The sequence below is a fragment of the Streptomyces sp. NK15101 genome, assembly GCF_020400725.1.
Taxonomy (GTDB): Bacteria; Actinomycetota; Actinomycetes; order Streptomycetales; family Streptomycetaceae; genus Streptomyces.
The window spans coordinates 49,785-72,764 of the sequence record NZ_JAINVG010000020.1 but is presented as its reverse complement, the minus strand read 5'-3'; the positions used below and the strand labels follow the sequence as shown (position 1 = coordinate 72,764).

General features: G+C 72.1%; 21 protein-coding genes. 14 read left to right on the top strand and 7 right to left on the bottom strand.

Annotated elements, in window-relative coordinates; genetic code table 11:
• The first annotated feature begins 9 nt into the window (after window positions 1-9).
• The 5 genes from K7G60_RS13965 (at window position 10) to K7G60_RS13945 (ending at window position 6,848) form a co-directional block, all read left to right on the top strand.
• A complete protein-coding gene (locus tag K7G60_RS13965; protein WP_225801202.1) occupies window positions 10-1,995 on the top strand; it encodes a copper resistance CopC/CopD family protein in 1,986 nt (661 codons plus the stop codon).
• A gap of 5 nt (window positions 1,996-2,000) precedes the next feature.
• The gene (gene efeB, locus K7G60_RS13960) at window positions 2,001-3,263 is read left to right on the top strand and encodes an iron uptake transporter deferrochelatase/peroxidase subunit (protein WP_225801201.1); all 1,263 of its coding nucleotides are present in this window, start codon (window positions 2,001-2,003) and stop codon (window positions 3,261-3,263) included.
• Window positions 3,264-3,332: 69 nt separating this feature from the next.
• Entirely contained in the window at window positions 3,333-4,268 is a 936-nt protein-coding gene (pheA, locus tag K7G60_RS13955) for a prephenate dehydratase (RefSeq protein WP_225801200.1), read from the top strand.
• 487 nt (window positions 4,269-4,755) lie between these two features.
• Complete coding sequence (gene serS, locus K7G60_RS13950; RefSeq protein WP_225801199.1) at window positions 4,756-6,045, top strand: serine--tRNA ligase; 1,290 nt, start codon at window positions 4,756-4,758, stop codon at window positions 6,043-6,045.
• Complete coding sequence (locus K7G60_RS13945; RefSeq protein WP_225801198.1) at window positions 6,042-6,848, top strand: HAD family hydrolase; 807 nt, start codon at window positions 6,042-6,044, stop codon at window positions 6,846-6,848. The genes serS and K7G60_RS13945 overlap by 4 nt, the downstream gene beginning before the upstream one ends.
• A 131-nt stretch (window positions 6,849-6,979) precedes the next feature.
• Here K7G60_RS13945 and K7G60_RS13940 read toward each other — a convergent pair whose 3' ends face one another.
• Window positions 6,980-7,600, bottom strand: coding sequence for a rhomboid-like protein (locus tag K7G60_RS13940; RefSeq protein WP_308081032.1), 621 nt, complete (start codon window positions 7,598-7,600; stop codon window positions 6,980-6,982).
• Window positions 7,601-7,689: 89 nt separating this feature from the next.
• Window positions 7,690-9,093 (bottom strand): dihydrolipoyl dehydrogenase, encoded by a 1,404-nt coding sequence (lpdA, locus tag K7G60_RS13935; RefSeq protein ID WP_225801196.1) that lies wholly within the window; start codon window positions 9,091-9,093, stop codon window positions 7,690-7,692.
• A gap of 135 nt (window positions 9,094-9,228) precedes the next feature.
• On the opposite strand from lpdA, the gene K7G60_RS13930 reads away from it, so the two are divergent.
• Window positions 9,229-9,909: a FadR/GntR family transcriptional regulator gene (locus K7G60_RS13930; RefSeq protein WP_225801195.1), complete on the top strand. Its 681-nt coding sequence runs from the start codon at window positions 9,229-9,231 to the stop codon at window positions 9,907-9,909.
• On the top strand, window positions 9,906-11,303 hold the full coding sequence (locus K7G60_RS13925; RefSeq protein ID WP_225801194.1) for an MFS transporter: 1,398 nt from the start codon (window positions 9,906-9,908) through the stop codon (window positions 11,301-11,303). The genes K7G60_RS13930 and K7G60_RS13925 overlap by 4 nt, the downstream gene beginning before the upstream one ends.
• 7 nt (window positions 11,304-11,310) lie before the next feature.
• Here the strand turns inward: K7G60_RS13925 and K7G60_RS13920 are convergent, their stop codons facing one another.
• The 4 genes from K7G60_RS13920 to K7G60_RS13905 are packed head-to-tail and all read right to left on the bottom strand — an operon-like array spanning window position 11,311 to window position 14,796.
• A complete protein-coding gene (locus K7G60_RS13920; RefSeq protein ID WP_225801193.1) occupies window positions 11,311-12,030 on the bottom strand; it encodes an ABC transporter permease in 720 nt (239 codons plus the stop codon).
• A 14-nt stretch (window positions 12,031-12,044) separates the two neighbouring features.
• Entirely contained in the window at window positions 12,045-12,956 is a 912-nt protein-coding gene (locus K7G60_RS13915; RefSeq protein WP_225801192.1) for an ABC transporter ATP-binding protein, read from the bottom strand.
• Entirely contained in the window at window positions 12,953-13,843 is an 891-nt protein-coding gene (locus K7G60_RS13910) for an ABC transporter permease (protein WP_225801191.1), read from the bottom strand. Before K7G60_RS13910 ends, K7G60_RS13915 begins: the two co-directional genes overlap by 4 nt.
• On the bottom strand, window positions 13,840-14,796 hold the full coding sequence (locus K7G60_RS13905; protein ID WP_225801225.1) for an ABC transporter ATP-binding protein: 957 nt from the start codon (window positions 14,794-14,796) through the stop codon (window positions 13,840-13,842). The genes K7G60_RS13910 and K7G60_RS13905 overlap by 4 nt, the downstream gene beginning before the upstream one ends.
• A gap of 249 nt (window positions 14,797-15,045) precedes the next feature.
• On the opposite strand from K7G60_RS13905, the gene K7G60_RS13900 reads away from it, so the two are divergent.
• The 7 genes from K7G60_RS13900 to K7G60_RS13870 all read left to right on the top strand — a co-directional run bounded on the left by K7G60_RS13900 (window position 15,046) and on the right by K7G60_RS13870 (window position 22,110).
• A complete protein-coding gene (locus tag K7G60_RS13900; RefSeq protein ID WP_225801190.1) occupies window positions 15,046-15,891 on the top strand; it encodes a M24 family metallopeptidase in 846 nt (281 codons plus the stop codon).
• Complete coding sequence (locus K7G60_RS13895) at window positions 15,891-17,693, top strand: SDR family oxidoreductase (protein ID WP_225801189.1); 1,803 nt, start codon at window positions 15,891-15,893, stop codon at window positions 17,691-17,693. The genes K7G60_RS13900 and K7G60_RS13895 overlap by 1 nt, the downstream gene beginning before the upstream one ends.
• A gap of 165 nt (window positions 17,694-17,858) precedes the next feature.
• Window positions 17,859-18,818, top strand: a complete 960-nt coding sequence (locus tag K7G60_RS13890; protein ID WP_225801188.1) for a MerR family transcriptional regulator — start codon at window positions 17,859-17,861, stop codon at window positions 18,816-18,818.
• A gap of 102 nt (window positions 18,819-18,920) precedes the next feature.
• Entirely contained in the window at window positions 18,921-19,475 is a 555-nt protein-coding gene (locus K7G60_RS13885) for an RNA 2'-phosphotransferase (protein WP_225801187.1), read from the top strand.
• Window positions 19,476-19,516: 41 nt separating this feature from the next.
• Window positions 19,517-19,969: a hypothetical protein gene (locus tag K7G60_RS13880; RefSeq protein ID WP_225801186.1), complete on the top strand. Its 453-nt coding sequence runs from the start codon at window positions 19,517-19,519 to the stop codon at window positions 19,967-19,969.
• Window positions 19,970-20,247: 278 nt separating this feature from the next.
• Window positions 20,248-21,168 carry a DUF72 domain-containing protein gene (locus K7G60_RS13875; RefSeq protein WP_225801185.1) on the top strand — a complete coding sequence of 307 codons (921 nt, stop codon included), beginning with the start codon at window positions 20,248-20,250 and terminating at the stop codon, window positions 21,166-21,168.
• 48 nt (window positions 21,169-21,216) lie between these two features.
• Window positions 21,217-22,110: an LLM class flavin-dependent oxidoreductase gene (locus tag K7G60_RS13870; protein WP_225801184.1), complete on the top strand. Its 894-nt coding sequence runs from the start codon at window positions 21,217-21,219 to the stop codon at window positions 22,108-22,110.
• Between the two features lie 30 nt (window positions 22,111-22,140).
• On the opposite strand, the gene K7G60_RS13865 is transcribed toward K7G60_RS13870, so the two are convergent.
• Window positions 22,141-22,785: a DUF6083 domain-containing protein gene (locus K7G60_RS13865; RefSeq protein ID WP_225801183.1), complete on the bottom strand. Its 645-nt coding sequence runs from the start codon at window positions 22,783-22,785 to the stop codon at window positions 22,141-22,143.
• Window positions 22,786-22,980: the final 195 nt, after the last annotated feature.

Here is a 22,980-nt window from a genome sequence, read left to right as displayed (position 1 = left end):
GACACAGAGATGACAACCACCGCCCCGCGCCTCGGCAACGCCCTGGCACGGCTGCTGATCCTCGCGGCCGCGCTGCTCGGCACGCTGCTCGCCGGCGCCGCCCCCGCCTCCGCGCACGCGGCGCTCACCGGCAGCGACCCGAAGGACGGGGCGGTGGTCGCCACCGCCCCCAAGGAGGTCAACCTGACCTTCTCCGAGCAGGTCGCCATGAGCCCCGACTCCATCCGGGTCCTCGACCCGGCGGGCCGGCGGGCCGACACCGGCGAGATACGCGACCTGTGCAGCGGCTCCGTCGTCCGGTACGGGGTGGGGCTCCGCGCCGGACTGCCCGACGGCACGTACACCGTGGCCTGGCAGACCGTCTCGGCCGACAGCCACCCCATCGCCGGTGCCTTCACCTTCTCCATCGGCGCCCCCTCCACCACCTCCGTCGCCCTGCCCGACCAGGCGCCCGGCGGCGGCCTCGTCGGCACCCTCTACGGCATCGCCCGCTACCTCTCGTACGCCGGATTCGCCGTCCTCGTCGGCGGCGGCGCCTTCGTCCTGGCCTGCTGGCCGCGCGGCGCGAGCGTCCGCCCCGTCCAGCAGACCGTGGTCCGGGGCTGGCTGACCCTCACCGGCGCCACCCTGGCGATGCTGCTCCTGCGCCACCCGTACACCGGCTCCGGGAGGCTCTCCGACGCCTTCGACCTGGCCGGCCTGAAGACCGTCCTGGAGACGAAGACCGGCGCCGCGCTCACCTCCCGGCTGCTGCTGCTCGGGGCGGCCGCGCTGTTCGTGGCCGTCCTCTTCGGCGCCTACGCCCGCCGCACCGACCCGAAGGAGAAGAAGGACCTCGCCTTCGGACTCGCCATCGGCGGCACCGTCGTCGCCGCCGGCATCGCCGGGACCTGGGCCCTGGCCGAGCACGCCTCGACCGGTCTCCAGCCGGGCGTCGCCATGCCCGTCGACGTCCTGCACCTCCTCGCCGTCGCCGCCTGGCTCGGCGGCCTCACCGTGCTCCTCGTCGCCCTCCACCGGGCGCCGTCCGTCGAGCGCTCCGCCGTCGAGCGCTTCTCCAAGGTGGCCTTCGGCTCCGTGGCCGTCCTCGCGGCCACGGGGCTCTACCAGTCCTGGCGCCAGGTCGGCTCCTGGTCCGCGCTGACCGGGACCCGGTACGGCCAGCTGCTCCTGGTCAAGATCGGCCTCATGGCGGTCCTCGTCGGCATCGCCTGGATCTCCCGCCGCTGGACCCGACGCCTGACGGAACCGTCACCCCGGGAAGCGGAGGGAGCGCCGGGCGCGGACGAGACGCCGAGCGCGGACGAGGGCTCGGGGGCCGGGGGGCCCGAGGTCGGGTCCGGGACCCCGGACGAACCCGAGGGCGACCCCCGGGACGAACCCGGGGCCTCCGACGGGCCCGCCGGCTCGGTCGACCCGGTGCGGGCCGCGCAGCTCGCCCGGCAGCGGGCCGCCGTCGCCACCGCCCGGCGGAAGCGGGAGCGGGACGCCGACCCCGAACGGACCGGTCTGCGCCGCTCGGTGCTGACCGAGGCCGCCGTCGCCGTCGTCCTCCTCGCCGTGACCACCGTCCTCACCTCGACCGAGCCCGGCCGCACCGAGGAGGAGGCCGGGCGGGCCACCACCGCCTCCGGCCCGGCCGCCGTGCCCGACCGGCCCGTCGACATCCGGCTGCCCTTCGACACCGGTGGCGTCGACGGCAAGGGCGTCGTCCGTCTCAGCCTCGACCCCGGCCGCACCGGCGCCAACGCGCTCCACCTCTTCGTCGAGCGCCCCAACGGCAAGCCGCTCGACGTCCCCGAGATCAAGGTCGCCCTCACCCTGGAGGCGAAGGACGTGGGTCCGCTGCCCGTCGCCCCCGACCGGATCCAGACCGGACACTGGAGCGCGAGCGGCGTCCAGATCCCGATGCCGGGCGACTGGAAGATCCAGGTGACCGTCCGTACCTCCGAGATCGACCAGACCACCATCGACAAGAACGTGAAGATCGGCTGAACCCCGTGACCGACAGCGACAACCTCGATCTCTCCCGGCGGCGCCTGCTCGGCGCCGTCGGCGCGGCGGGCGCGGCCGGCCTCGTGGCCGGCGCGGCCGGTGGCGCCGGGATCTCCGCAGCCCTGTCCGACGACGACACCGCCGGAGCCGGCGGCGCCCCGGCCCTGACCACCGTCGGCTCGACCGCGGTGATGTTCCACGGGAAACATCAGGCGGGCATCACCACCCCCCTCCAGTCCCGTGGCCATCTGGTCGCCTTCGACCTCGCTCCGGGCGCCGGCCGCAAGGAGGCCGCCGCCCTGCTGCGCCGCTGGTCGGCCACGGCGAAGGTGCTGATGGCGGGCGAGGCCCCGGCCGAGGACACCGGAATCGCGCTCGACGCGGGCCCGTCCTCCCTCACGGTCACCTTCGGCTTCGGCCGGACCTTCTTCGACCGCACCGGGCTCACCTCGCGCCGTCCCGCCGAGCTGGACCCGCTGCCCGCCTTCTCCGCCGACGTCCTGGACCCCCGGCGCTCGGAGGGCGATCTGTGGGTGCAGATCGGCGCCGACGACGCGCTCGTCGCCTTCCACGCGCTGCGCGCCGTCCAGAAGGACGCGGGGGACGCGGCCCGGGTGCGCTGGCAGATGAACGGCTTCAACCGGTCGGCCGGCGCCACCGCGAAGCCGATGACCGCCCGGAACCTGATGGGGCAGGTCGACGGCACGGGCAATCCGAAGCCCACCGACCCGGACTTCGACCGGCGGATCTTCGTCCCGGCCGGGACGGGCGGCGCGACGGAATGGATGGCCGGCGGCTCGTACGCGGTGGTGCGCCGGATCCGGATGCTGCTCGACGACTGGGAGAAGCTGCCGCTGGACCGGCAGGAGAAGGTGATCGGGCGCCGGAAGTCCGACGGGGCCCCGCTCACCGGCGGCTCCGAGACCACCGAGCTCGACCTGGACAAGTTCGGTCCGGACGGGAAGCTCGTCATCCCCGACAACGCCCACTCCCGGATCTCCGCCCCCGAACAGAACGGCGGGGCGGCGATGCTGCGCAGGCCGTTCTCCTTCCACGACGGGATCGGCCCGGACGGAACGCCGGACGCGGGACTCCTCTTCGTCTGCTGGCAGGCGGACCCGCTCCGGGGCTTCGTCCCGGTGCAGCGCAAGCTCGACCGGGGCGACGCGCTGTCGGCGTTCATCCGCCACGAGGCGAGCGGACTCTTCGCGGTCCCGGGCGGTCCCGCCGAGGGCGAGTACGTGGGCCAGCGCCTCCTGGAGGCCTGACCGTCCCGGCCGGAGAGGCGCCCCGCTCGGGCGGCGGCCCTCTCCGGCGGCGACCATTAGGGTGACGGTATGTCCGCCACCCGGTACACCTATCTCGGCCCCGAAGGCACCTTCACTGAGGCGGCGCTGCGCACGCTGCCCGAGGCCGCGACGCGGGAGCTCGTCCCCATGGTCTCGGTCCCGGCCGCCCTCGACGCCGTGAGGAACGGGGAGGCCGCCGCCGCGCTCGTCCCGATCGAGAACTCGGTCGAGGGCGGAGTGACCGCGACGCTGGACGAGCTGGCCTCCGGCGAACCGCTGATGATCTACCGCGAGGTGCTCCTCCCGATCGCCTTCGCGCTGCTCGTCCGGCCCGGGACCAAGCTCTCCGAGATCAAGACGGTCACGGGCCACCCGGTGGCCCAGCCGCAGGTCCGGAACTGGCTGCGGGCCCATCTGCCCGAGGCGGTGTGGGAGTCGGCGGCCTCCAACGCGGACGGCGCCCGGCTGGTGCAGGAGGGCCGGTTCGACGCCGCCTTCGCGGGGGAGTTCGCGGCGGCGACGTACGGCCTCGAGGCGCTGGTCACGGAGATCCACGACGCGGAGAACGCCGAGACGCGGTTCGTGCTCGTGGGCCGGCCGGCCCGGCCGGCGGCTCCGACGGGCGCGGACAAGACCTCGGTGGTGCTGTGGCTGGGTGACGATCATCCGGGTGCCCTCCTCGAACTGCTCCAGGAGTTCGCGGTGCGCGGGGTGAACCTGATGCTGATCCAGTCCCGGCCCACGGGAGCGGGGATCGGGAACTACTGCTTCGCCGTGGACGCCGAGGGCCATATCTCGGACCGGCGGGTGGGCGAGGCGCTGATGGGCCTCAAGCGGATCTGCCCCAAGGTGCGGTTCCTCGGCTCGTACCCCCGGGCGGGTGTCTCGGTGGAGGACGTGACGGCGCTGCGGCGCGGGACTTCGGACGTGGAGTTCATGGAGGCCTCCGACTGGCTGGCGAGGGCCCAGGACGGTCGGGCCTGATCCGATGGTGGACGAGCGTCGTCGGCGGCGTGAGTGTTCGTCCACAGGTACGGACCACTAGTCCTACCTGCATACTTTTCAGTTACCCACAGAGGTTATCCACAGGAGCCCTGTCAGACCTGGGGACAAGTCGACACCCCATCAAGACAAGGTCGACAAATCGGCCCACTCACCCCCCGCCATTCTGTGCGCCATCCACAGCGTTTCCCCGACGCCCTCGTCAGCGACCCTCTGTCGACCCACTCGTTGGAGCGATCAATTCCCACCCAAATGAGTGTGTGAGGGGTGTTTGATCACGGAATTCCCAGGCACGATGAGGGAAATCCGCCTGACCTTCCCCGTAGTCCACAGATTTTCCGCACAGCCTGTGGATAAGTGAATGCGGCGGCCTCGCCCTCATCTTTTCCACGGGTCGCAATTCGGGCGAAACAACACGCGCCCCCTTATCCGGTGGGGGCACGCGAACGCGCACCGGTAGCCTGGTGGGGTGATTGACCTTCGCCTGCTCCGTGAGGACCCCGACCGTGTTCGCGCCTCCCAGCGCGCCCGTGGAGAGGACGTCGCGCTCGTCGACGCCCTGCTCTCCGCCGATGAGCGGCGCAGGTCGTCCGGCGTCCGCTTCGACGAGCTCCGATCCGAGCAGAAGGCGCTCGGCAAGCTGATCCCCAAGGCCGGCCCCGAGGAGCGCGCCGAGCTCCTGCAGAAGGCCGAGCAGCTCAAGACCGACGTCAAGGCCGCGGAGGCCGAGCAGAACGAGGCCGACGAGACGGCCAGGCAGCTTCTGCTCCAGCTCGGGAACATCGTCCACGCGGACGTCCCGGTCGGCGGCGAGGAGGACTTCGTCGTCCTGGAGGCGCACGGCACCATCCGCGACTTCGCGGCCGAGGGCTTCGAGCCCAAGGACCACCTGGAGCTGGGCGAGGCGCTCGGCGCCATCGACGTCGAGCGGGGCGCCAAGGTCTCCGGCTCGCGCTTCTACTACCTGACCGGCGTCGGCGCCCTCCTGGAGCTCGCCCTGGTCAACGCGGCGATCGCCCAGGCCACCGAGGCCGGCTTCATCCCCATGCTGACCCCGGCGCTGGTCCGTCCGCGCGCCATGGAGGGCACCGGCTTCCTCGGCCAGGCCGCGGAGAACGTGTACCACCTGGAGAAGGACGACTACTACCTCGTCGGCACGTCCGAGGTGCCCCTCGCCGCGTACCACATGGACGAGATCATCGAGGCCGACAAGCTGCCGCTGCGGTACGCGGGCTTCTCGCCCTGCTTCCGCCGCGAAGCCGGCACGTACGGCAAGGACACCCGCGGCATCTTCCGCGTCCACCAGTTCGACAAGGTCGAGATGTTCTCGTACGTCGCTCCGGAGGACGCCGAGGCCGAGCACAAGCGGCTCCTGGAGTGGGAGAAGCAGTGGCTGACCTCGCTGGAGCTGCCGTTCCAGGTCATCGACGTCGCCACCGGTGACCTCGGCGCCTCCGCCTCCCGCAAGTTCGACTGCGAGGCGTGGATCCCGACGCAGGGCAAGTACCGCGAGCTGACCTCCGCGTCGAACTGCGACAGCTTCCAGGCGCGCCGGCTCTCCGTCCGCATGCGCGACGAGCAGGGCGGCAAGAAGACCGTGCAGCCGCTGGCCACCCTGAACGGCACGCTGTGCGCCGTACCGCGCACGATCGTGGCGATCCTCGAGAACCACCAGCTGGCCGACGGTTCCGTGCGGGTGCCCGAGGTGCTCCGCCCGTACCTCGGCGGCCGCGAGGTCCTGGAGCCGATCGCCAAGTGAGCCCCTTCCCCTACCGCCTGGTCGCGACGGACCTCGACGGCACGCTGCTGCGGTCCGACGAGTCCGTCTCGGACCGCACGCGGGACGCGCTCGCCGCCGTCACGGCGGCGGGTGCCGCGCACATCGTGGTCACCGGCCGGGCGGTGCCCTGGACCCGGCACATCCTGGAGGACCTCGGCTACCAGGGGATCGCGGTGTGCGGACAGGGCGCCCAGGTCTACCACGCCGGTGAACACCGGCTGCTGACCTCGCTGACCCTGGACCGGCAGCTCGCGGGACTCGCGCTCTCCAAGATCGAGGCGGAGGTGGGCCCGCTGGCGCTGGCCGCCAGCCGTGACGGTCTGGAGGGCGAGGTCCTGATGGGCCCCGGCTACAAGGCGCAGGAGGGCCCGCTGCCGTACGTGCCGTACGAGGACCCGGCGGAGCTGTGGTCGGCGCCGCTGACCAAGCTGTACGTCCAGCATCCGACGCTGACCGACGACGAGCTGACCCGGGCCGCACGCGAGACGGTCGGCGGGCTCGTCGACGTCGTCATGGCGGGCCCGGGCATCGTGGAGATCCTCCCGCTCGGCCTCAGCAAGGCGACCGGCCTGTCGCTCGCGGCACGCAGGCTCGGCGTGAAGGCGGCGGAGACGATCGCCTTCGGCGACATGCCCAACGACATCCCGATGTTCGGCTGGGCGGCGCACGGCGTGGCCATGGGCAACGCGCACGAGGAGCTGCGGGCGGTGGCGGACGAGGTGACGGCCTCGAACGAGGAGGACGGCATCGCGCTCGTCCTGGAGCGCCTGCTGGCGGCCTGACCCGTCGAGACCCGTACGAAGGCCCGCTCCCCTCGGGGAGCGGGCCTTCGCGGGTCGCGGCCCGCGCGGACCGGGGTCCGCGCGCTCGAAGCGGCCGCGCCCGGGGGATCCCCCGTGTCCCCCGCGCACAACTAGTGTGCGTCGGGCGGCCGTTCGACGGCGACCGGTTTTCCACCGGCCGGCGCTCCGCGGGTCAGCGGGTGGCAGGCCAGGCCGATCGCCAGCGAGATCGCGTGCCCGAGGTCGGTGTACGTACGGTCGGTGGCGAGCGGTACGAGGAAGAACACGGCCACCACGGCGAGGTAGAGCAGACGCCAGGGGTTCGGCAGCCGGTAGGTCAGGATCCCGGCCGAGGCGGCGAGGCCGTAGCTGACCCCGATGTCGACGACGTGCGCCATGCTGCGCGGCACGTCGTGGAGCTGGATGGCCGCCAGGACCACCTGCTGGCTGACGAGCGTGGCCGCGATGTGGGCGGTGGCGACGGTGAGGAGCCACTTCGGGGTGCCGAGCCAGCGTTCCACGGGGGCGTGGAAGACCTCGAAGAGCACCGCGTAGAGCAGGAGGTCGGACGGGTCCTCGATCCAGAACGCGCTGCCCAGCAGGGCTCGCATCGGGTGGTGGGCGAGCTGGTGGAGGTTGCTGCTGTTGCGGTGGAGGAGATAGGTCCCCAGCGCGTCGGGGGAGAGCGCGATGACGAGGCTGGTGATCGCGATGACCGCCAGCCACACATGCGTACCGGGTGACGAACGCACCCACGACCTGATCGGCCGGGACGGTTCGCCACCCGGGGAGGTTCTGCTCGGCACCCTTCAGTGCCTATCACCAGAACCTGGGAGAGACCTCAGAAATTGATCATGTGTCCGGCAATGCCGTGGATCGCTTCCTTCACGGCCTCGCCCAGCGTCGGGTGGGCGTGCACGTTCCGGGCGACCTCGTGGACCGTGAGGTCCCACTGCTGGGCCAGCGTCAGCTCGGGCAGCAGCTCGGTGACGTCGGGGCCGATCAGGTGGGCGCCGATGATCTCGCCGTACTTGGCGTCGGCGACGATCTTCACGAAGCCGGTCGAGTCGCCGAGGCCGTGCGCCTTGCCGTTCGCCATGAACGGGAACTTGGCGACCTTGACGTCGTAGCCCTTCTCGCGCGCCTGGGCCTCGGTGTAGCCGAAGCTCGCGATCTGCGGCTGGCAGTAGGTGGCGCGCGGGATCATCACGTAGTCGAGTTCCATGGTCTCGGCGTCCGCGATGGTCTCGGCGGCGATGACGCCCATGGCCTCGGCGGTGTGCGCGAGCATCAGCTTCGCGGTGACGTCACCGATGGCGTAGATGTGCGGCACGGAGGTGCGGGAACGGCCGTCGACCTCGATCGCGCCGCGCTCGGTGAGGGCGACACCGGTGTTCTCCAGGCCGTAGCCGGAGACGTTCGGCGCGAAGCCGATGGCCTGCAGGACCTTGTCGGCCTCCAGGACCTTCTGGGAGCCGTCCTTGGCGGTGACGGTGACGCGCACCTGCGGGCCGGACTCGTCGATCGCGTCGACCCGGGTGGAGGTGAGGACGTCGATGCCGAGCTTGCGGTACTGCTTCGCCAGCTCCTTGGACACCTCCTCGTCCTCCAGCGGGGCCATCCGGTCGAGGAACTCGACGATGGTGACCTTGGTGCCGTAGTTGTTCAGCACGTACGCGAACTCGATGCCGATCGCGCCGGCGCCGGCGATGACGATCGACTTCGGGGCGTCCTCGGCGAGGATCTGCTGCTCGTACGACACGACGCGGTCGCTGAGCGCGGTGCCGGGCAGCAGGCGCGGGGTGGCGCCGGTGGCGATGATGCAGTTGTCGAAGGTGATCGTCTGCGTGGTGCCGTCGGACTTCGCCACCTGGAGGGTGTTCGCGTCGAGGAAGGTGCCCCGGCCGTCGAACTCGGTGATGCCGTTCTTCTTCATCAGGAAGTGGACGCCCTTGACGCGGCCGTCCGCGACCGTGCGGCTGCGGCGGAACGCCTCGCCGTAGTCGAAGGAGACCGTGCCGTCGACCTTGATGCCGAAGGTCTTCGCCTCGTGGTTGAAGATGTGGGCGAGCTCGGCGTTGCGCAGCAGCGCCTTGGTGGGGATGCAGCCGACGTTCAGGCAGACACCACCCCAGTACTTCTCCTCGACGACCGCGACCCGCTTGCCCAGCTGGGCGGCGCGGATGGCGGCGACGTAGCCGCCGGGGCCAGCTCCGAGTACGACGACGTCGAAGCGGTCTGACATGACTGACTCCCGAGGGTTATGAGGGTGTTCGGCACACGTACGAGCCCACAGTAGTCCGGTCGCTGCGGCCCGGCCGGAGAGGCGAGGGAGGTCACTTGTAGGATGACTGGGCAACCGGGCGAATAGAGGATTTCGATGGCACTCAGGGCGGCGGGGCGGACCTCGCTGGTGGACTCCGTGGTGGACCAGCTGCGCACACAGCTGGCCGACGGCGAGTGGGCGGTCGGCGACCGCATCCCGACCGAGCACGAGCTCGCGCAGCAGCTCGGCGTCGGCCGCAACACCGTCCGCGAGGCGGTCCGGGTCCTCGTCCACGCGGGCCTCCTGGAGTCCCGCCAGGGCAACGGCACCTTCGTCCGGTCGACCGCCGATCCGTCCGCCGTGCTGCGCGGCGTCCGGCACGCGGGCGCGGCCGACGTGCTGGAACTCCGGGTCGCCCTGGAGGCCGAGGCCGCCCGGCTCGCGGCCACCCGGCGCGACACCCACGACCTGCTGCGGCTGCGGGCCGCCCTGGCCGGTCTGCGCGAGGAGGGCGACCGGGACGCGGACGCGGACCTCGCCTTCCACCTCGCGGTCGTCGGCGCGACCCACAACGCGGCCTTCGTCGAGGTGTACCGCTTCTTCTCCGCGCAGGTGCACGAGGTCCTGGTGGAGGCCCTCGGAGACCGGGAGATGCCCCCGGTCGACATCGACGCCCACGAGGCCCTGGTGGCGGCCGTCGAGGCCGGCGACCCGGATGCGGCGGAGCGGCAGGCCCGCGAGCTGCTGCGGGTCCCGATGGAGACGGTCGCGGCACTGACGGAGCGGGGCCGATGAGCTCCGGAGCGCGGACGGGTACGGACAGGGCCACGGTCGCGGACACGGACACCGACACCGGCTCCGGGGCGCGGGCGAGCACGGGCAGGGGCGCGGACACGGCCTCCGGGGCGCGGTCGGACTTCGGGAGGCGTACGGGGGCGGAAGTCCGTGGGTTCGTCGGCGCCGGGGCCGGGGTCCGGCCGTCGGCCGAGGGGGCGGCGGCCCGGCGCGCCCTGCTCGCGCACCCGGCGCTGCTCCTGGTCGGCATCGTGCTGGCCTCGCTCAACATGCGGGTCGCGCTGGCGAGCGTGGCGCCGCTGGTCGGCGAGATATCCGCCGCCTTCGGGCTCTCGTCGACCGCGAGCTCGCTCGTGACCTCGGTGCCGGTGCTCTTCCTCGGCCTGGGCGCCCTGGTGGCGCCGTGGCTCGGACGCCGGTTCGGCGCCGAACGCGTGCTGTTCGCGGCGCTCCTGCTGCTCGGCGCCGGCATCCTCGCGCGCGTGCTGCCGTCCGTGTACGCGCTGTACGGCGGCGGGATCCTCGTCGGCACCGCGATCGCCCTGCTCAACGTGCTGATGCCGGGCCTGATCAAGCGTGACTTCCCGGACCGGGCCGCCTCGATGACCTCGGTCTACACGGGCGCCATGATCGCCGGCGCCACCGTCGCCGCCGCGGCCGCGGTCCCGCTGGAGAAGGCCCTGGGCGGCGGCTGGGAGGCCTCCCTGGGCTTCTGGTCGCTGCTCGCCGCGGCCGCGGCCCTCGCCTGGCTTCCGCAGGTGCTGATCGCCCGCGGGCGCCCGGGGCACGGGGTACGGGCCGTCCCGGCCGGCGGCGCCCGCCCGGCGGGTGTCTGGCGCTCGGCACTGGCCTGGCAGGTCACCCTCTTCATGGGGCTGCAGTCGCTGTGGTCGTACGTGCTGATCGCCTGGATGCCGACGATCTTCACCGACCACGGGATGAGCCGCTCCACGGCCGGCGTGGTCTTCGCCTTCAACAACCTGATCCAGGTCGCCGGCGCCTTCGTGGTGCCGCTGCTCGCCGGCCGGATGCGCGGCCAGCGTCCGCTGGTCGTGCTGGTCACGACGCTGGTCGCGGCCGGTTACGCCGGACTGATGGTGGCGCCCGTGGAGGGCGCCTGGCTCTGGTCGGCGGTCCTCGGCGTCGGTCAGGGCGGCGCCGTCGGCCTCGCCCTGACCCTGATCGTGCTGCGCTCCGGGGACGCGGTGACCGCGGCCGGGCTGTCCGGCATGGCCCAGACGGTCGGCTATCTCCTCGCCGCCGCCGGGCCGCTGGCGGCCGGTGCCCTCCACCAGGCCACCGGCTCCTGGACCCCGCCGATCTGCGTGGTCCTCGGGGTCTGCGCGGCGGCCCTGGCGGTCGGCATGCTCGCCGCCCGGGACCGCACGGTCTGAGCGTCTCCTACTCCTCGCCGGCCAGGGTCAGCTTGCGCAGCTTCTGGCCGGCGAACCAGGTCGCCACGACCGTGACCCCCACCAGGAGCGCCACCGCGGTCGTGAGGCCGACCTCGGAATTGACCAGCCCGTCGCCGGTGACCTTCTCCGCGAGGGCCAGCGCCCACTGCTGGACGCTCAGGGTCTTGGCGCCCGAGATCAGGGAGCCGAAGAGGGCCTCCCACACCAGGGCGTACACCAGGCCGATCACCACGGCGTGCCGGCTGACCGTGCCGAGCAGCAGGAAGAGCGCGCTGTAGGCGATGGAGGCGACCAGCGCGGCGACCGTGTAGGCGACGGCGACCTGCTGCCCGTTGCCGTTCAGGATGAAGCCGGCGATCAGCGTCGGGACGGCGGAGAAGACCATGGTCACCGCGATCGCCACGATCAGCTTGGTGAAGATGATCGTGGGCCGCTTCACCGGCTTCGACAGGAGATAGACGATCGAACCGTCGTCGATCTCGGGCCCGATCGCACCCGTCCCGGCGATCACGCCGATCAACGGCACCATCGTGGCCAGTGCGAAGCCGCCGAGGACGTCGGCCGCGACCTGGTCGTCCGCGCCGTTGAAGCCGCGGACCGCGGCCGCGATGAGCAGCAGCAGGCCGGGCAGCAGGAAGAGGATCAGCGCCCTGCGGCGGCCGAGGAGGGCCCGGTAGGTGAGCCGGGCGACTGTGGGGTTGTACATCGGTCAGGCTCCTTTCAGGCCGCGACGAGGTACGAGAAGACCGATTCGAGGGACTCGTCGGAGGGCGAGACCGTCAGCAGACGGATCCCGCGCTCCTTCGCGACCTTCGGCAGCAGCTCCGTGAACCGCCCGAAGTCCACGGCCTGCACGCGCAGTCCGCCCTCCGCGTGGTCGACCTCGATGCCGGCCGTCGACGGGTCGGCGATCAGGGCCGCGGCGAGGGCCCGGTCGTCGCTGGAGCGGACGAGGTAGCGGTGCGGGCGGTCCGTCATCAGCCTGCGGATCCTGCGGAAGTCGCCGGAGGCCGCGTGCCGTCCGGCCACGATCACCTCGATGTGGGAGGCGAGCTGCTCGACCTCCTCCAGGATGTGCGAGGAGAACAGGACCGTGCGCCCGTCCGCGCCCATCCGCCGCAGCAGTTCCATCAGCTGCATGCGCTGGCGCGGGTCCATGCCGTTGAACGGCTCGTCGAGCAGGAGGACGGACGGCTCGTGGACGAGGGCCGAGGCCATTTTCACGCGCTGCCGCATGCCCTTGCTGTACGTGGAGATCTTCCGGTCCTGCGCGTACTCCATCTCGACGGTGGCCAGGGCCCGCTGGGCCTCCTTGGCGCCGAGGCCCTGCAGTTCGGCGTTGGCCAGGACGAACTCGCGGCCCGAGAGGAAGTCGTACATCGCCTCCCGCTCGGGGACGACGCCGATCTCGCGGTAGACCGACTCGTTCCCCCAGATCGTCCGCCCGTCGAGGGTGACGCCGCCGGTGGAGGGGGCGAGGAAGCCGCCCATCATGTTGATCAGGGTGGACTTCCCGGCGCCGTTCGGGCCGAGGAGGCCGGTGACGCCCGGTCCCACCGTCATCGTGACGTCGTTCACGGCCACGACGTTTCCGAACCAGCGGGAGACATGGTCGATTTCGAGCGTGGTCACAGCCCGACCTTTCGGTAGCGGCGCATCAGGATGCCGTACGAGCCGGCGACGAGCGCGAGGACGGCCAGCAGATAGACGACGCCGACCCCGGCTCCCGGGTCCGAGCCGTCGGGGAAGCTGCTCGGCGCGCCCAGGAAGGCGGTCTGGACGCCGCCGATGAGGGTCATCGGCGAGAACAGGCCGAGCCAGACGATGGCGCCCTGGTTCTCCGTGGCGTAGGCGATGCCCATGAGGGTCGAGACGGCCCCGTACGAGATCGTCAGGACGGCGATGACGGCGGCGACGCCGAAGCCGCGGCGCGGGGTGAGGGCCGCCATGACCAGCCCGATGCCGCCGAAGAGCAGCGAGAGCAGGGCCACCGAGACGAGCCCCTGGCCGAACATCCTGGACTGCTCGACGAAGTCCATCTTGGCGAGGAGCGAGCCGATCCAGAGGATCAGCAGCGGGGCGGCGGTGAGGACGAAGAGCGCCGAGGCCATCGCGCCGAACTTGGCGAGGACGTAGTCCACGCGTTCGATCGGGCGGGAGAAGTACAGCGGCACCGTCCGGAAGCGGAGGTCCCGGGAGACGGACTGGGGCGCCTGCGAGGCCAGGTAGATGCTGATGACGAGCTGGAGGTAGACCGCGTACTCCGTGTACTCGATCGCCAGCTTGGACTGCTTGGTGACGACCGCGACCGCGACGATGACCAGCGCCGGCAGGCACATCACCGCGAAGAGCAGCATCGGCAGCACCTTGGACTTGGCGCTGCGGCCCAGGCCGTACGCGCCGCGCAGCGACTGCGAGAACAGCGACCTGCGCGCGTACGCCCGGCCGAGGCGCGGGCCGTCGTAGGACCGGTAGCCGATGTTGTGGATCCGGGTCGTGTCGGGGGCCTGGGAGCTCATCGAGCCGGCACCTCCTCCTGGTCCGTCGCCTTGAAGACCTCGGCGATGTGGTGGCGGCGCTGCTCCATGCGGACGAGGCCGAGGCCGAGACCGGCGACGGTGTCCCGCACGAGGTCGTACGTCTCCTCGCCGGCCGCTTCCAGCAGCAGGATGTGGCCGGCGCCCGGCAGGCCGTCCTCCACGCCCGCGTGGACCGTCACGCCGGCGGCGGCGAGGGCCTCGCGGAACGCCGCCGTGCCGTCGGGGTGGAGGTCGGAGTCGGTGACCTCGACCGCGAGCGTCGTGGTGGTCCGGGTGAAGTCGCTGGTGGAGCTGGAGCGCAGCAGTCGGCCGCCGTCGATGACGACGACGTGGTCGCAGGTGCGCTCCAGCTCGCCCAGGAGGTGGGAGGTGACGAGGACGGAGATGCCGAAGTCGGTCCAGACCCGGCGGATCAGTCCGAGCATCTCGTCCCGGCCGACCGGGTCGAGGCCGTTGGTCGGCTCGTCGAGGAGGACCAGCTTCGGGTCGTGGACGAGCGCCTGGGCCAGCTTCACCCGCTGCTTCATGCCCGTCGAGTAGCCGCCTATCGGGCGGTAGCGCTCCTCGTACAGGCCGACGTGGCGCAGGGTGTCGGCGGTCCGCTCCCGGGCGGCGGTCGGGGGCAGTCCGGACATCCGCGCCATGTGGACGACGAACTCGGTCGCCGAGACGTCCGGCGGGAGGCAGTCGTGCTCGGGCATGTACCCGACGCGCTCACGGATCTCGGGACCGTGGGTCCGGACGTCGAGGCCCAGGACCTGCGCGGTGCCCTCCGTGGCGGGGGAGAGTCCGAGCAGGATCTTGATCATCGTGGACTTGCCGGCTCCGTTGGCACCCACCAGTCCGGTCACACCGGGCCCGATGTCCAGGGAGAGCCGGTCGAGAGCGGTCACCCGGGGGAACCGCTTGCTGAGGCTTTCGGTGGCGATCACAGTCACGCTTCGACGGTAGTGGCGTGCGCCACAGCAGTCGTCAGCCCAACGGCTCGGTCCTTCTCCCACTTCAGGAGTACAAGCCCGTAGGGGCGTCGCGACGAAAGTCTTCCTCCCCGGGCCTCGGCCGGTCTTTTCCACAGGCCGCCGTCCGACCCCTTGACGCAGCCGCCGGGCATTGTCACATTCATCGGTGTCAAGTTACGGACGCGTAGCGCAGTCGGGCGCTCACACGGGACGGCGGGTGGCATGGCCTCAGCAGTGACAGGCGAACTCTCCGCGGAGCTGCGGGGGTTCAGGGAAGTACAGCGGCTCTCCTACGAGTGCGCGGAAGCCGTCGCGGCCCAGCTCAAGCCGGGCGTGACCGAGCGCGAGGCCGCCCGGATGCAGCGGGATTGGCTCCACGAGCGGGGCGTGCGGGACTGGTTCCACCGGCCCTTCGCCTGGTTCGGCGACCGCACGGCCTTCGTGGACTTCAGGATCCCCCTGCAGTTCTTCCCCACGAACCGGCGCCTGGAGGCGGGGATGCCGTTCATCCTCGACATGGCGCCGGTCTACAAGGGATACACGGCCGACATCGGTTACAGCGGCTGCCTGGGCCTCAACCCCCTGCACGACAAGCTGCTCGCCGACCTGGAGGCCCACCGCGAGCTGACCCTGCGCGAGGTGCGCGAGCGCCGCACGCTGCGCGAGATATACGAGGACGTGGACCGGCTCATGGTCCGCCAGGGGTACGCGAACCGGCACCGGGCCTACCCCTTCGGCGTCATCGCCCACAAGATCGACCGGGTGAAGGAGCGCCGCTGGGCGCCGACGCTCTTCGGCTTCGGCACCCAGTCGCTCAAGGGGCTCGCGAGCGACGCCGTGCACGGTCACCGGGACGGCTGGTCGCCGCTCTGGTCGCCGTACAAGTTCTCCGACCACCCGCCCGTGCCCGGGCTGTGGGCGGTCGAGCCGCACCTCGGATTCCGGGGGACGGGCGCGAAGTTCGAGGAGATCCTGGTCGTCACCGACTCCCGGGACCCCGAGCAGAGTGCTTTCTGGCTGGACGACGATCTGCCGCACGTGCGGCGCTGGAACGAGGGAGCGGTCTGATGGCGGGGCTGAACGGGGCGCGGGAGCGCTGGGTCCGGACGGGCGGTATCGAGCTGTGCGTCGCCGAGCTCGGCGACACGGGCCGGCCCACCGTCCTGCTCGTGCACGGGTACCCGGACTCCAAGGAGGTGTGGTCGGAGGTCGCGGTCCGGCTGGCCGAGGAGTTCCACGTGGTGCTGTACGACGTCCGGGGCCACGGCCGGTCGACGGCGCCGGTCCCGCTGCGCGGCGGCTTCACGCTGGAGAAGCTGACGGACGACTTCCTCGCGGTCGCCGACGCCGTCAGCCCGGACCGGCCGGTCCACCTCGTCGGCCACGACTGGGGCTCGGTGCAGTCCTGGGAGTTCGCCACCGTGCCCCGCACCGAGGGCCGGATCGCCTCCTTCACCTCGATGTCGGGACCCTCGCTCGACCACTTCGGGCACTGGATCAAGCAGCGGATGACCCGGCCCACCCCGCGCCGGATCGGCCAGCTCCTCGGCCAGGGCGCCAAGTCCTGGTACGTGTACATGCTGCACACGCCCGTGCTGCCGGAGCTCGCCTGGCGCGGCCCGCTCGGCAAGCGCTGGCCGAAGGTCCTGGAGCGGATGGAGAAGGTCCCCGCCGGGGACTACCCGACGCCCTCCCTGCCGAACGACGCGGCGCACGGCGCCTGGCTCTACCGGGACAACGTCCGGGCCCGGCTCGGCAGGCCGCGCCCCGACGCGTACGCGCACGCGCCCGTGCAGCTGATCACGCCGACCGGGGACGCGTTCCTCTCCGAGCGGCTCTACGACGACCTGGGCACCTGGGTGCCGGACCTGACCCGGCGCACCCTGCCGGCCAAGCACTGGGTGCCGCGCACCCGGCCGGACCGGCTGTCCGCCTGGATCTCCGAGTTCGTCCGGGCCAACGAGGACGCGGCGGCCAAGGCGTCGGGTCTTCGCCGGCCCGCCGCGCCGACGGCGGCGAAGAGCGGCGTGAAGCCGGCGTACACGGAGCGGTTCGGCGGCCAGCTCGTCCTGGTCACCGGGGCGGCCAGCGGCATCGGCCGGGCCACCGCCTTCGCGTTCGCGGAGGCCGGCGCCCGGGTGGTGGCCGTGGACCGGGACGCCGTGGGTGCTGCCCGCACGGCCGAGATGGCGCGCCTGATCGGCGCCCCGGAGGCCTGGGGCGAGACGGCCGACGTCGCCGACGAGCAGGCGATGGAGAAGCTGGCCGCGAAGGTGGCGGCCGAGTACGGCGTCGTCGACGTCCTGGTGAACAACGCGGGCATCGGGCTCACCGGTTCCTTCTTCGAGACCTCGGGCGAGGAGTGGAAGCGGGTCCTGGACGTCAATCTGTGGGGCGTCATCCACGGCTGCCGCTTCTTCGGCGCGCAGATGACCGCGCGCGGCCAGGGCGGCCACATCGTCAACACCGCCTCGGCGGCGGCCTTCCAGCCCTCTCGGGCGCTGCCCGCGTACAGCACGTCGAAGGCGGCGGTGCTGATGCTCAGCGAGTGCCTGCGCGCCGAACTGGCCGACCAGGGGATCGGGGTGTCGGCGATATGCCCCGGCATCGTCAACACCAACATCACGGCGACCGCGCGGTTCGCCGGGGTCACGGACGCGGCGGAGGAGAGGCGGCGGCAGCAGAAGGCCTCCCGGCTGTACGGGCTGCGGAACTACCCGCCGGAGAAGGTCGCGGACGCGATCCTGGGGGCGGTCCTGCACGACCGGGCCGTCGTCCCGGTGACCCCCGAGGCCCGGGGCGCCCACTTCCTGTCCCGGCTCAGCCCCGGAGTCCTGCGGGGCCTGGCCCGCTGGCAGCCACCGGCGTGACCGGCACGGTCCGGCCGGGGCCCGGCCGGTGGTCACGGCGTCACGACCGGCGCGGTCCGGCCGGGGCCCGGCGGGTGGTCATGCCGTCGTGACCGGCAGGGCCCGGGCCGGGCCGGCGGTCGTACGATCCCTCCCAGGAGGGGCCCCGCGGCGGCGGGGTGGAGGATGCGGGTGGCGGGAGCGGGTTTGTCCGAGCAGTCAGCACAGCCGGAGTACCGGATCGAGGATCTCGCCCATCACAGCGGGGCCACGGTCCGGACGATCCGCGCCTACCAGGACCGCGGTCTGCTGCCCCGCCCGGAGCGGCGGGGCAGGTCGAACGTGTACGGGGACGCGCACCTCGCGCGGCTCCGGCAGATCGCCGACCTGCTCGACCGGGGCTACACCCTGGCCTCGATCAAGGAGCTCTTGGAGGCCTGGGACACCGGCCGGGGGCTCGGCGGCGTGCTGGGCCTGGTCGCGGAGGTCCACGGGCCGTGGACGGACGAGGAGGCGGACCGGATCTCCCGCGCGGAGCTGGACGCCCGCTTCGGCGGGACGCCGGACGAGGAGGCCATCCGGGAGGCCGTCGAACTCGGCGTGCTGGAGCGGCTGCCGGGGCGGGAGGGCGAGGAGTACCTCGTACCGAGCCCGCAGGAGCTGGCGGTGGCGGCCGAGTTGTACGCGGCGGGTGTGCCGCTGGCGGCGATCACCGGTCATCTGAGGGAACTTCGCGATCAGGTCGAGCACATAGCGTCCCGCTTCCTGGAGTTCACCACCGAGCACGTCTTCGCGCGCTACCTGGAGCACCGGCCGCCGACGGACGCGGACGCGGCCGAGGCGGCGACGATGGTGCGGCGCCTCAGGCCGCTCGCCCAGCAGACGGTGGACGCCGAACTGGCGCGGGCGATGCGCTTGTTGGCCACCCGGCACCTCCGGATCCACCTTTCACCGGACGCCTCTTCCGTGAAGGACGAGGAGCCCCGGACGGTGACCCTGCCGGGGGCGACGATCCGTGCCGTACAGGATCTGGTCGGCGCGGAGGGCGTCGCGCCGTTCGTCACGGCGGCGACGGAACGAGAGCTCAACAAAAGGACATTGGACGCACTTGCCTCATATCACGACAGACAGGAGGGAATTGGATAAATAGCTTGACGGGTGGGAGCCGTTGTCCACAGAATCGGCAACTCGCTTGTGGATAACCACGCTTTGCTGTGGATCAAACCTGAAACCCGATCGGAATTACGGATGGACGAAAGACGCACCGTCAAGGTGTCGAAGTACCTCTCCAAGCACCTGCGCCACCAACCCGAACGCATCGGGCTCGTCCTCGACGCGCACGGCTGGACCGAGATCGACGCCCTGCTCCGGGCCACCGCCGCGCACGGCTTCCCGATCACCCGCGAGGAGCTGGACCACGTCGTCGCGACCAACGACAAGAAGCGCTTCGCCGTCGAGGGCACCCGCATCCGTGCCAGCCAGGGCCACACCGTCTCGGTCGACCTGGACCTGCCGGCCGCGGAACCGCCCGCGTACCTCTACCACGGTACGGTCGCGGACCGGCTTCCCTCGATCCGGACGGAAGGGCTGCGGCCCATGGCCCGCCACCACGTCCACCTCTCCCCCGACCGGGAGACGGCGACCCGGGTCGGCGCACGCCGGGGACGGCCCGTCGTGCTGAGCGTCGACGCCGCCGCCATGCACAGGGCCGGTCACGTCTTCCACGTCAGCGCCAACGGCGTCTGGCTGACCGACGCCGTCCCGCCGGAGTTCCTCCGCTTCCCCTCCGGCCGGAATCACTGACGCTCCCCTTTCGCTCGAACCGATGGGGCATGATCGGTTCCATGGCTCACCCGCATCTGCCCAGCACCGAGGCCGCCGTCACCGCGATCCGGGAGGTCGCCCGGGAGTTCCACCTGGAGATGACGGTGACCGACGACATCGGCGCGGACCGGACCTCCCGGCGCACCTCCTCCGGCGCGTTCGCCGTGCTCGACCCGGACGGATCGCTGCCGCACGAGGCCTATGTCGAACTGGGCGGCTCCCCCTTGGTCACGGTCCAGGTCTTCCCCGAGGACGACGCCCTGATCACCGTGGACGGCATCGAGTTCGCCGACGTGCCCCGCGACGCCGTCCCCGCCTTCCTCCGCTCCGTCCACGGCGGCCTCGCGCACGTGAAGGGACGGTTCTTCCCGCCCGGCTGGTGGCTGGTCGTCCCGCTGCCCGGCGACGAGACGTACAAGGAACTGGTCACGGGCAGCACCCTCACTCCCTGGATGAGCTCCCGCGTCCGTTGACCACCGTGGGCCCGGGAGCCCGGGCCCCGTGCCCGAGCACCGTGATCCCGCCCGTCGACCGCTGCACGACGGAGGCGCACCACGTGGCCGCGACGGCCGCCGGGCGGTTCCGCCCCGGCCCCCCGTAAGCCCTGTCAAGCCTCGTCCATCCGTCGCGTCCCGTGGTGCGAGCACCTGTCACGTCCTCCGTGGTGCGAGAGGGGCAAACCCGTTCACTTCCGAGGGAACCGCGAGCACGGGGAGAGAGTCAGCGGCACGGGGTCGGGAAGACGGTGGCCATGGGTGACATTCTCGTCGGCGCGTGTTCGTGGACGGACAAGGAACTGCTCTCCAGCGGCTGGTACCCGGAAGGCCACCGCGGCGCGGAGGCCAGGCTGCGGTACTACACCACGAAGTTTCCGCTGGTCGAAGTGGACGCCACCTACTACGCACTGCCCAGCACGCGTAACAGCACTCTCTGGGTCGAGCGTTCACCGGCCGGTTTCCGGTTCGACGTGAAGGCGTTCTCGTTGCTGACCGGGCATCCGACGCGACCCGGCGCCCTGCCGGCCGACCTGCGGCAGGCAGCGGCCGAGCGGCGCGGTCGGGCGGAGGCGGACCCCGGGCTGCTCGACGAGGTGTGGCTCCGTTTCAGCGGAGCCCTTGAGCCCCTGCGCCGGGCGGAACGACTGGGGACGCTTCTCTTCCAGTTCCCTCCGTGGCTGGCTCCGGGCGCGGCGGCGACGTCGATGCTGCGCCGGTGCCGGGAGCGCACCGAGGGCTGGCCGGTGGCGGTGGAGTTCCGGCATCCCGACTGGTGGCGTCCGGACCGTTCCGCCTCCACCTTCGGCCTGTTGGCGGAGCTGGACCTGACCGCCGTAGCCGTGGACATGGTGCAGTCACTCCCCACGTCCATCCCGCCGGTCACCCCGGTCACCTCCGACCGGCTCGCGGCGGTGCGCTTCCACGGCCGCAACCGCGCCTGGGGAACGGGCACGAAGGAGGAGCGGTTCCGCCACCGGTACACGCCTGAGGAGCTCTCCTCCTGGACGCCGGCCGTCCGCGCGATGGCCGACCGCGCCCGCGAGGTCCACGTCCTCTTCAACAACTGCTGCGGCGATGCGGCCGTCCGCGCCGCCGAGACGATGAGCCGTCTGCTCGGCACGCCGTCCGTACCCGGTCGGGCGGACGGCCCGGGCGACGTGGTGCTTCCGTCCTGAACGTCGGCGCATTCATCGCGGCGGGAGACTCGGCGTATCGTCGAGGTCATGCGTCTTAGCACGGTGATCCTCCCCATCCACCGGTGGGCGGAAGGAAAGAAGACCTGGCGGCGGGCCGAAGACCTCGGGTTCCATGCCGCGTACACCTACGACCACCTCTCCTGGCGGAGCTTCCGCGACGGCCCGTGGTTCGGCGCGCTGCCCACGCTCACCGCGGCGGCGACGGCCACCGAGCGGATCCGCCTCGGCACCCTCGTGACCTCGCCGAACTTCCGGCACCCGGTGACGCTCGCCAAGGAGCTGATCACGCTGGACGACGTCTCCGGCGGACGGATCACCCTCGGCATCGGCGCGGGCGGCAACGGCTTCGACGCCACCGCGCTCGGGCAGGAGGCGTGGACGCCGAAGGAGCGGGCCGACCGGTTCGGTGAGTTCGTGGCGCTCCTCGACCGGCTCCTCACCGAGGACGCGGTGACGGAGCGGGGCACGTTCTACTCGGCCGACGAGGTGCGGAACATCCCCGGCTGCGTCCAGCGCCCGAGGCTGCCGTTCGCGGTGGCGGCGACCGGACCGCGCGGGCTGAGGCTGGCCGCGCGGTACGGACAGGGGTGGGTGACCACCGGCGACCCGAAGCTGTACGAGGAGGGGACGCCCGAGCAGTCGGTGGCGGCCCTGCGCGGCCAGGTCGAGAAGCTCGCCAAGGCGTGCGCCGAGGCCGGGCGGGACGTCGCCGAGCTGGACAAGATCCTGCTGACCGGTTTCACCCCGGACCGGGCGCGGCCGCTGGAGTCCGTGGACGCCTTCGTCGACTTCGCCGGGCGTCACCGGGAGCTCGGCTTCACCGAGATCGTGATCCACTGGCCGATCGCGGACTCCGTCTTCGCCGCCGACCAGACCGTCTTCGAGAACATCGCCACCGAGGCGCTCGCCCAGCTGGGCTGAGCGTCCCGGCCCGCCCGGAGGCGGAGCCCGTCAGGCCGTGCGCCTGGCGTGGCTCCGCCACAGGGCGAGCATGACCGGTGAGTCGGCCGGTGCCGGACGGGAGGGGCAGACGTCGAAGTGGCTGACCCGGCACCTGTCCGAGGGCGCGGCCGCGCCCAGGTTGACCGCGGTCCCGTCGCCGCCGACGCGCCAGCGTCTGCCGACCGGGACGAGCCGAGCCGTCAGCTCCCCGGGCTCGATCATGATCCAGCGCCCGCGCACCGTGCGGTGCCACTCGGTGCGCGCCCCGCACCGGTCACAGGCCGCGAGCACCGGAGCCCGCTCGTCCGATGCCCCGCTCCCGGGGCCGGCCACGTCCCGTACGGCATGCCCGGCCCCCGCGCCGTCCCGTACGGCGCTCCCGGACCCCAACAGATCCCGTACGGCGCTCCCGGGCCCGGCCGCGCCCCGCACCGCGCTCCCCGGCCGCGCCCGCTGCGCCACGACGCGGGCGTCCTGGTTCACGACGTCGGCCAGACCGGCCAGGATCTCGCCCACCGGCACCGGGTCCCGCCCGGGGTGCGCCGCTCCGGCCCGCTCGCACTCCGCGCAGAGGGCCATGCCGAGGCTCGCGACCCACCTCCCGTACGGCGCCCCGCAGGAGTCGCACTCCGCGCTCCGCCGGCCCGCGACCATGCCCCGCCCTCCCTGGAGACGCCGTCAGCTCCCAGGGGTCTTCCCCGTCGTGTCCAAAACGAACGGGTGTTTACGGCCATGTCCTGGCGCACACCGGAATGCGCCGCCTCGCGTCGGCCCCGCACCGGCCCGGCATCGGCTCCGCGCCGCCTCCTCACCGGCTCAGCGTCGGCCCCGCGCCCGCTCCGCGCGGTT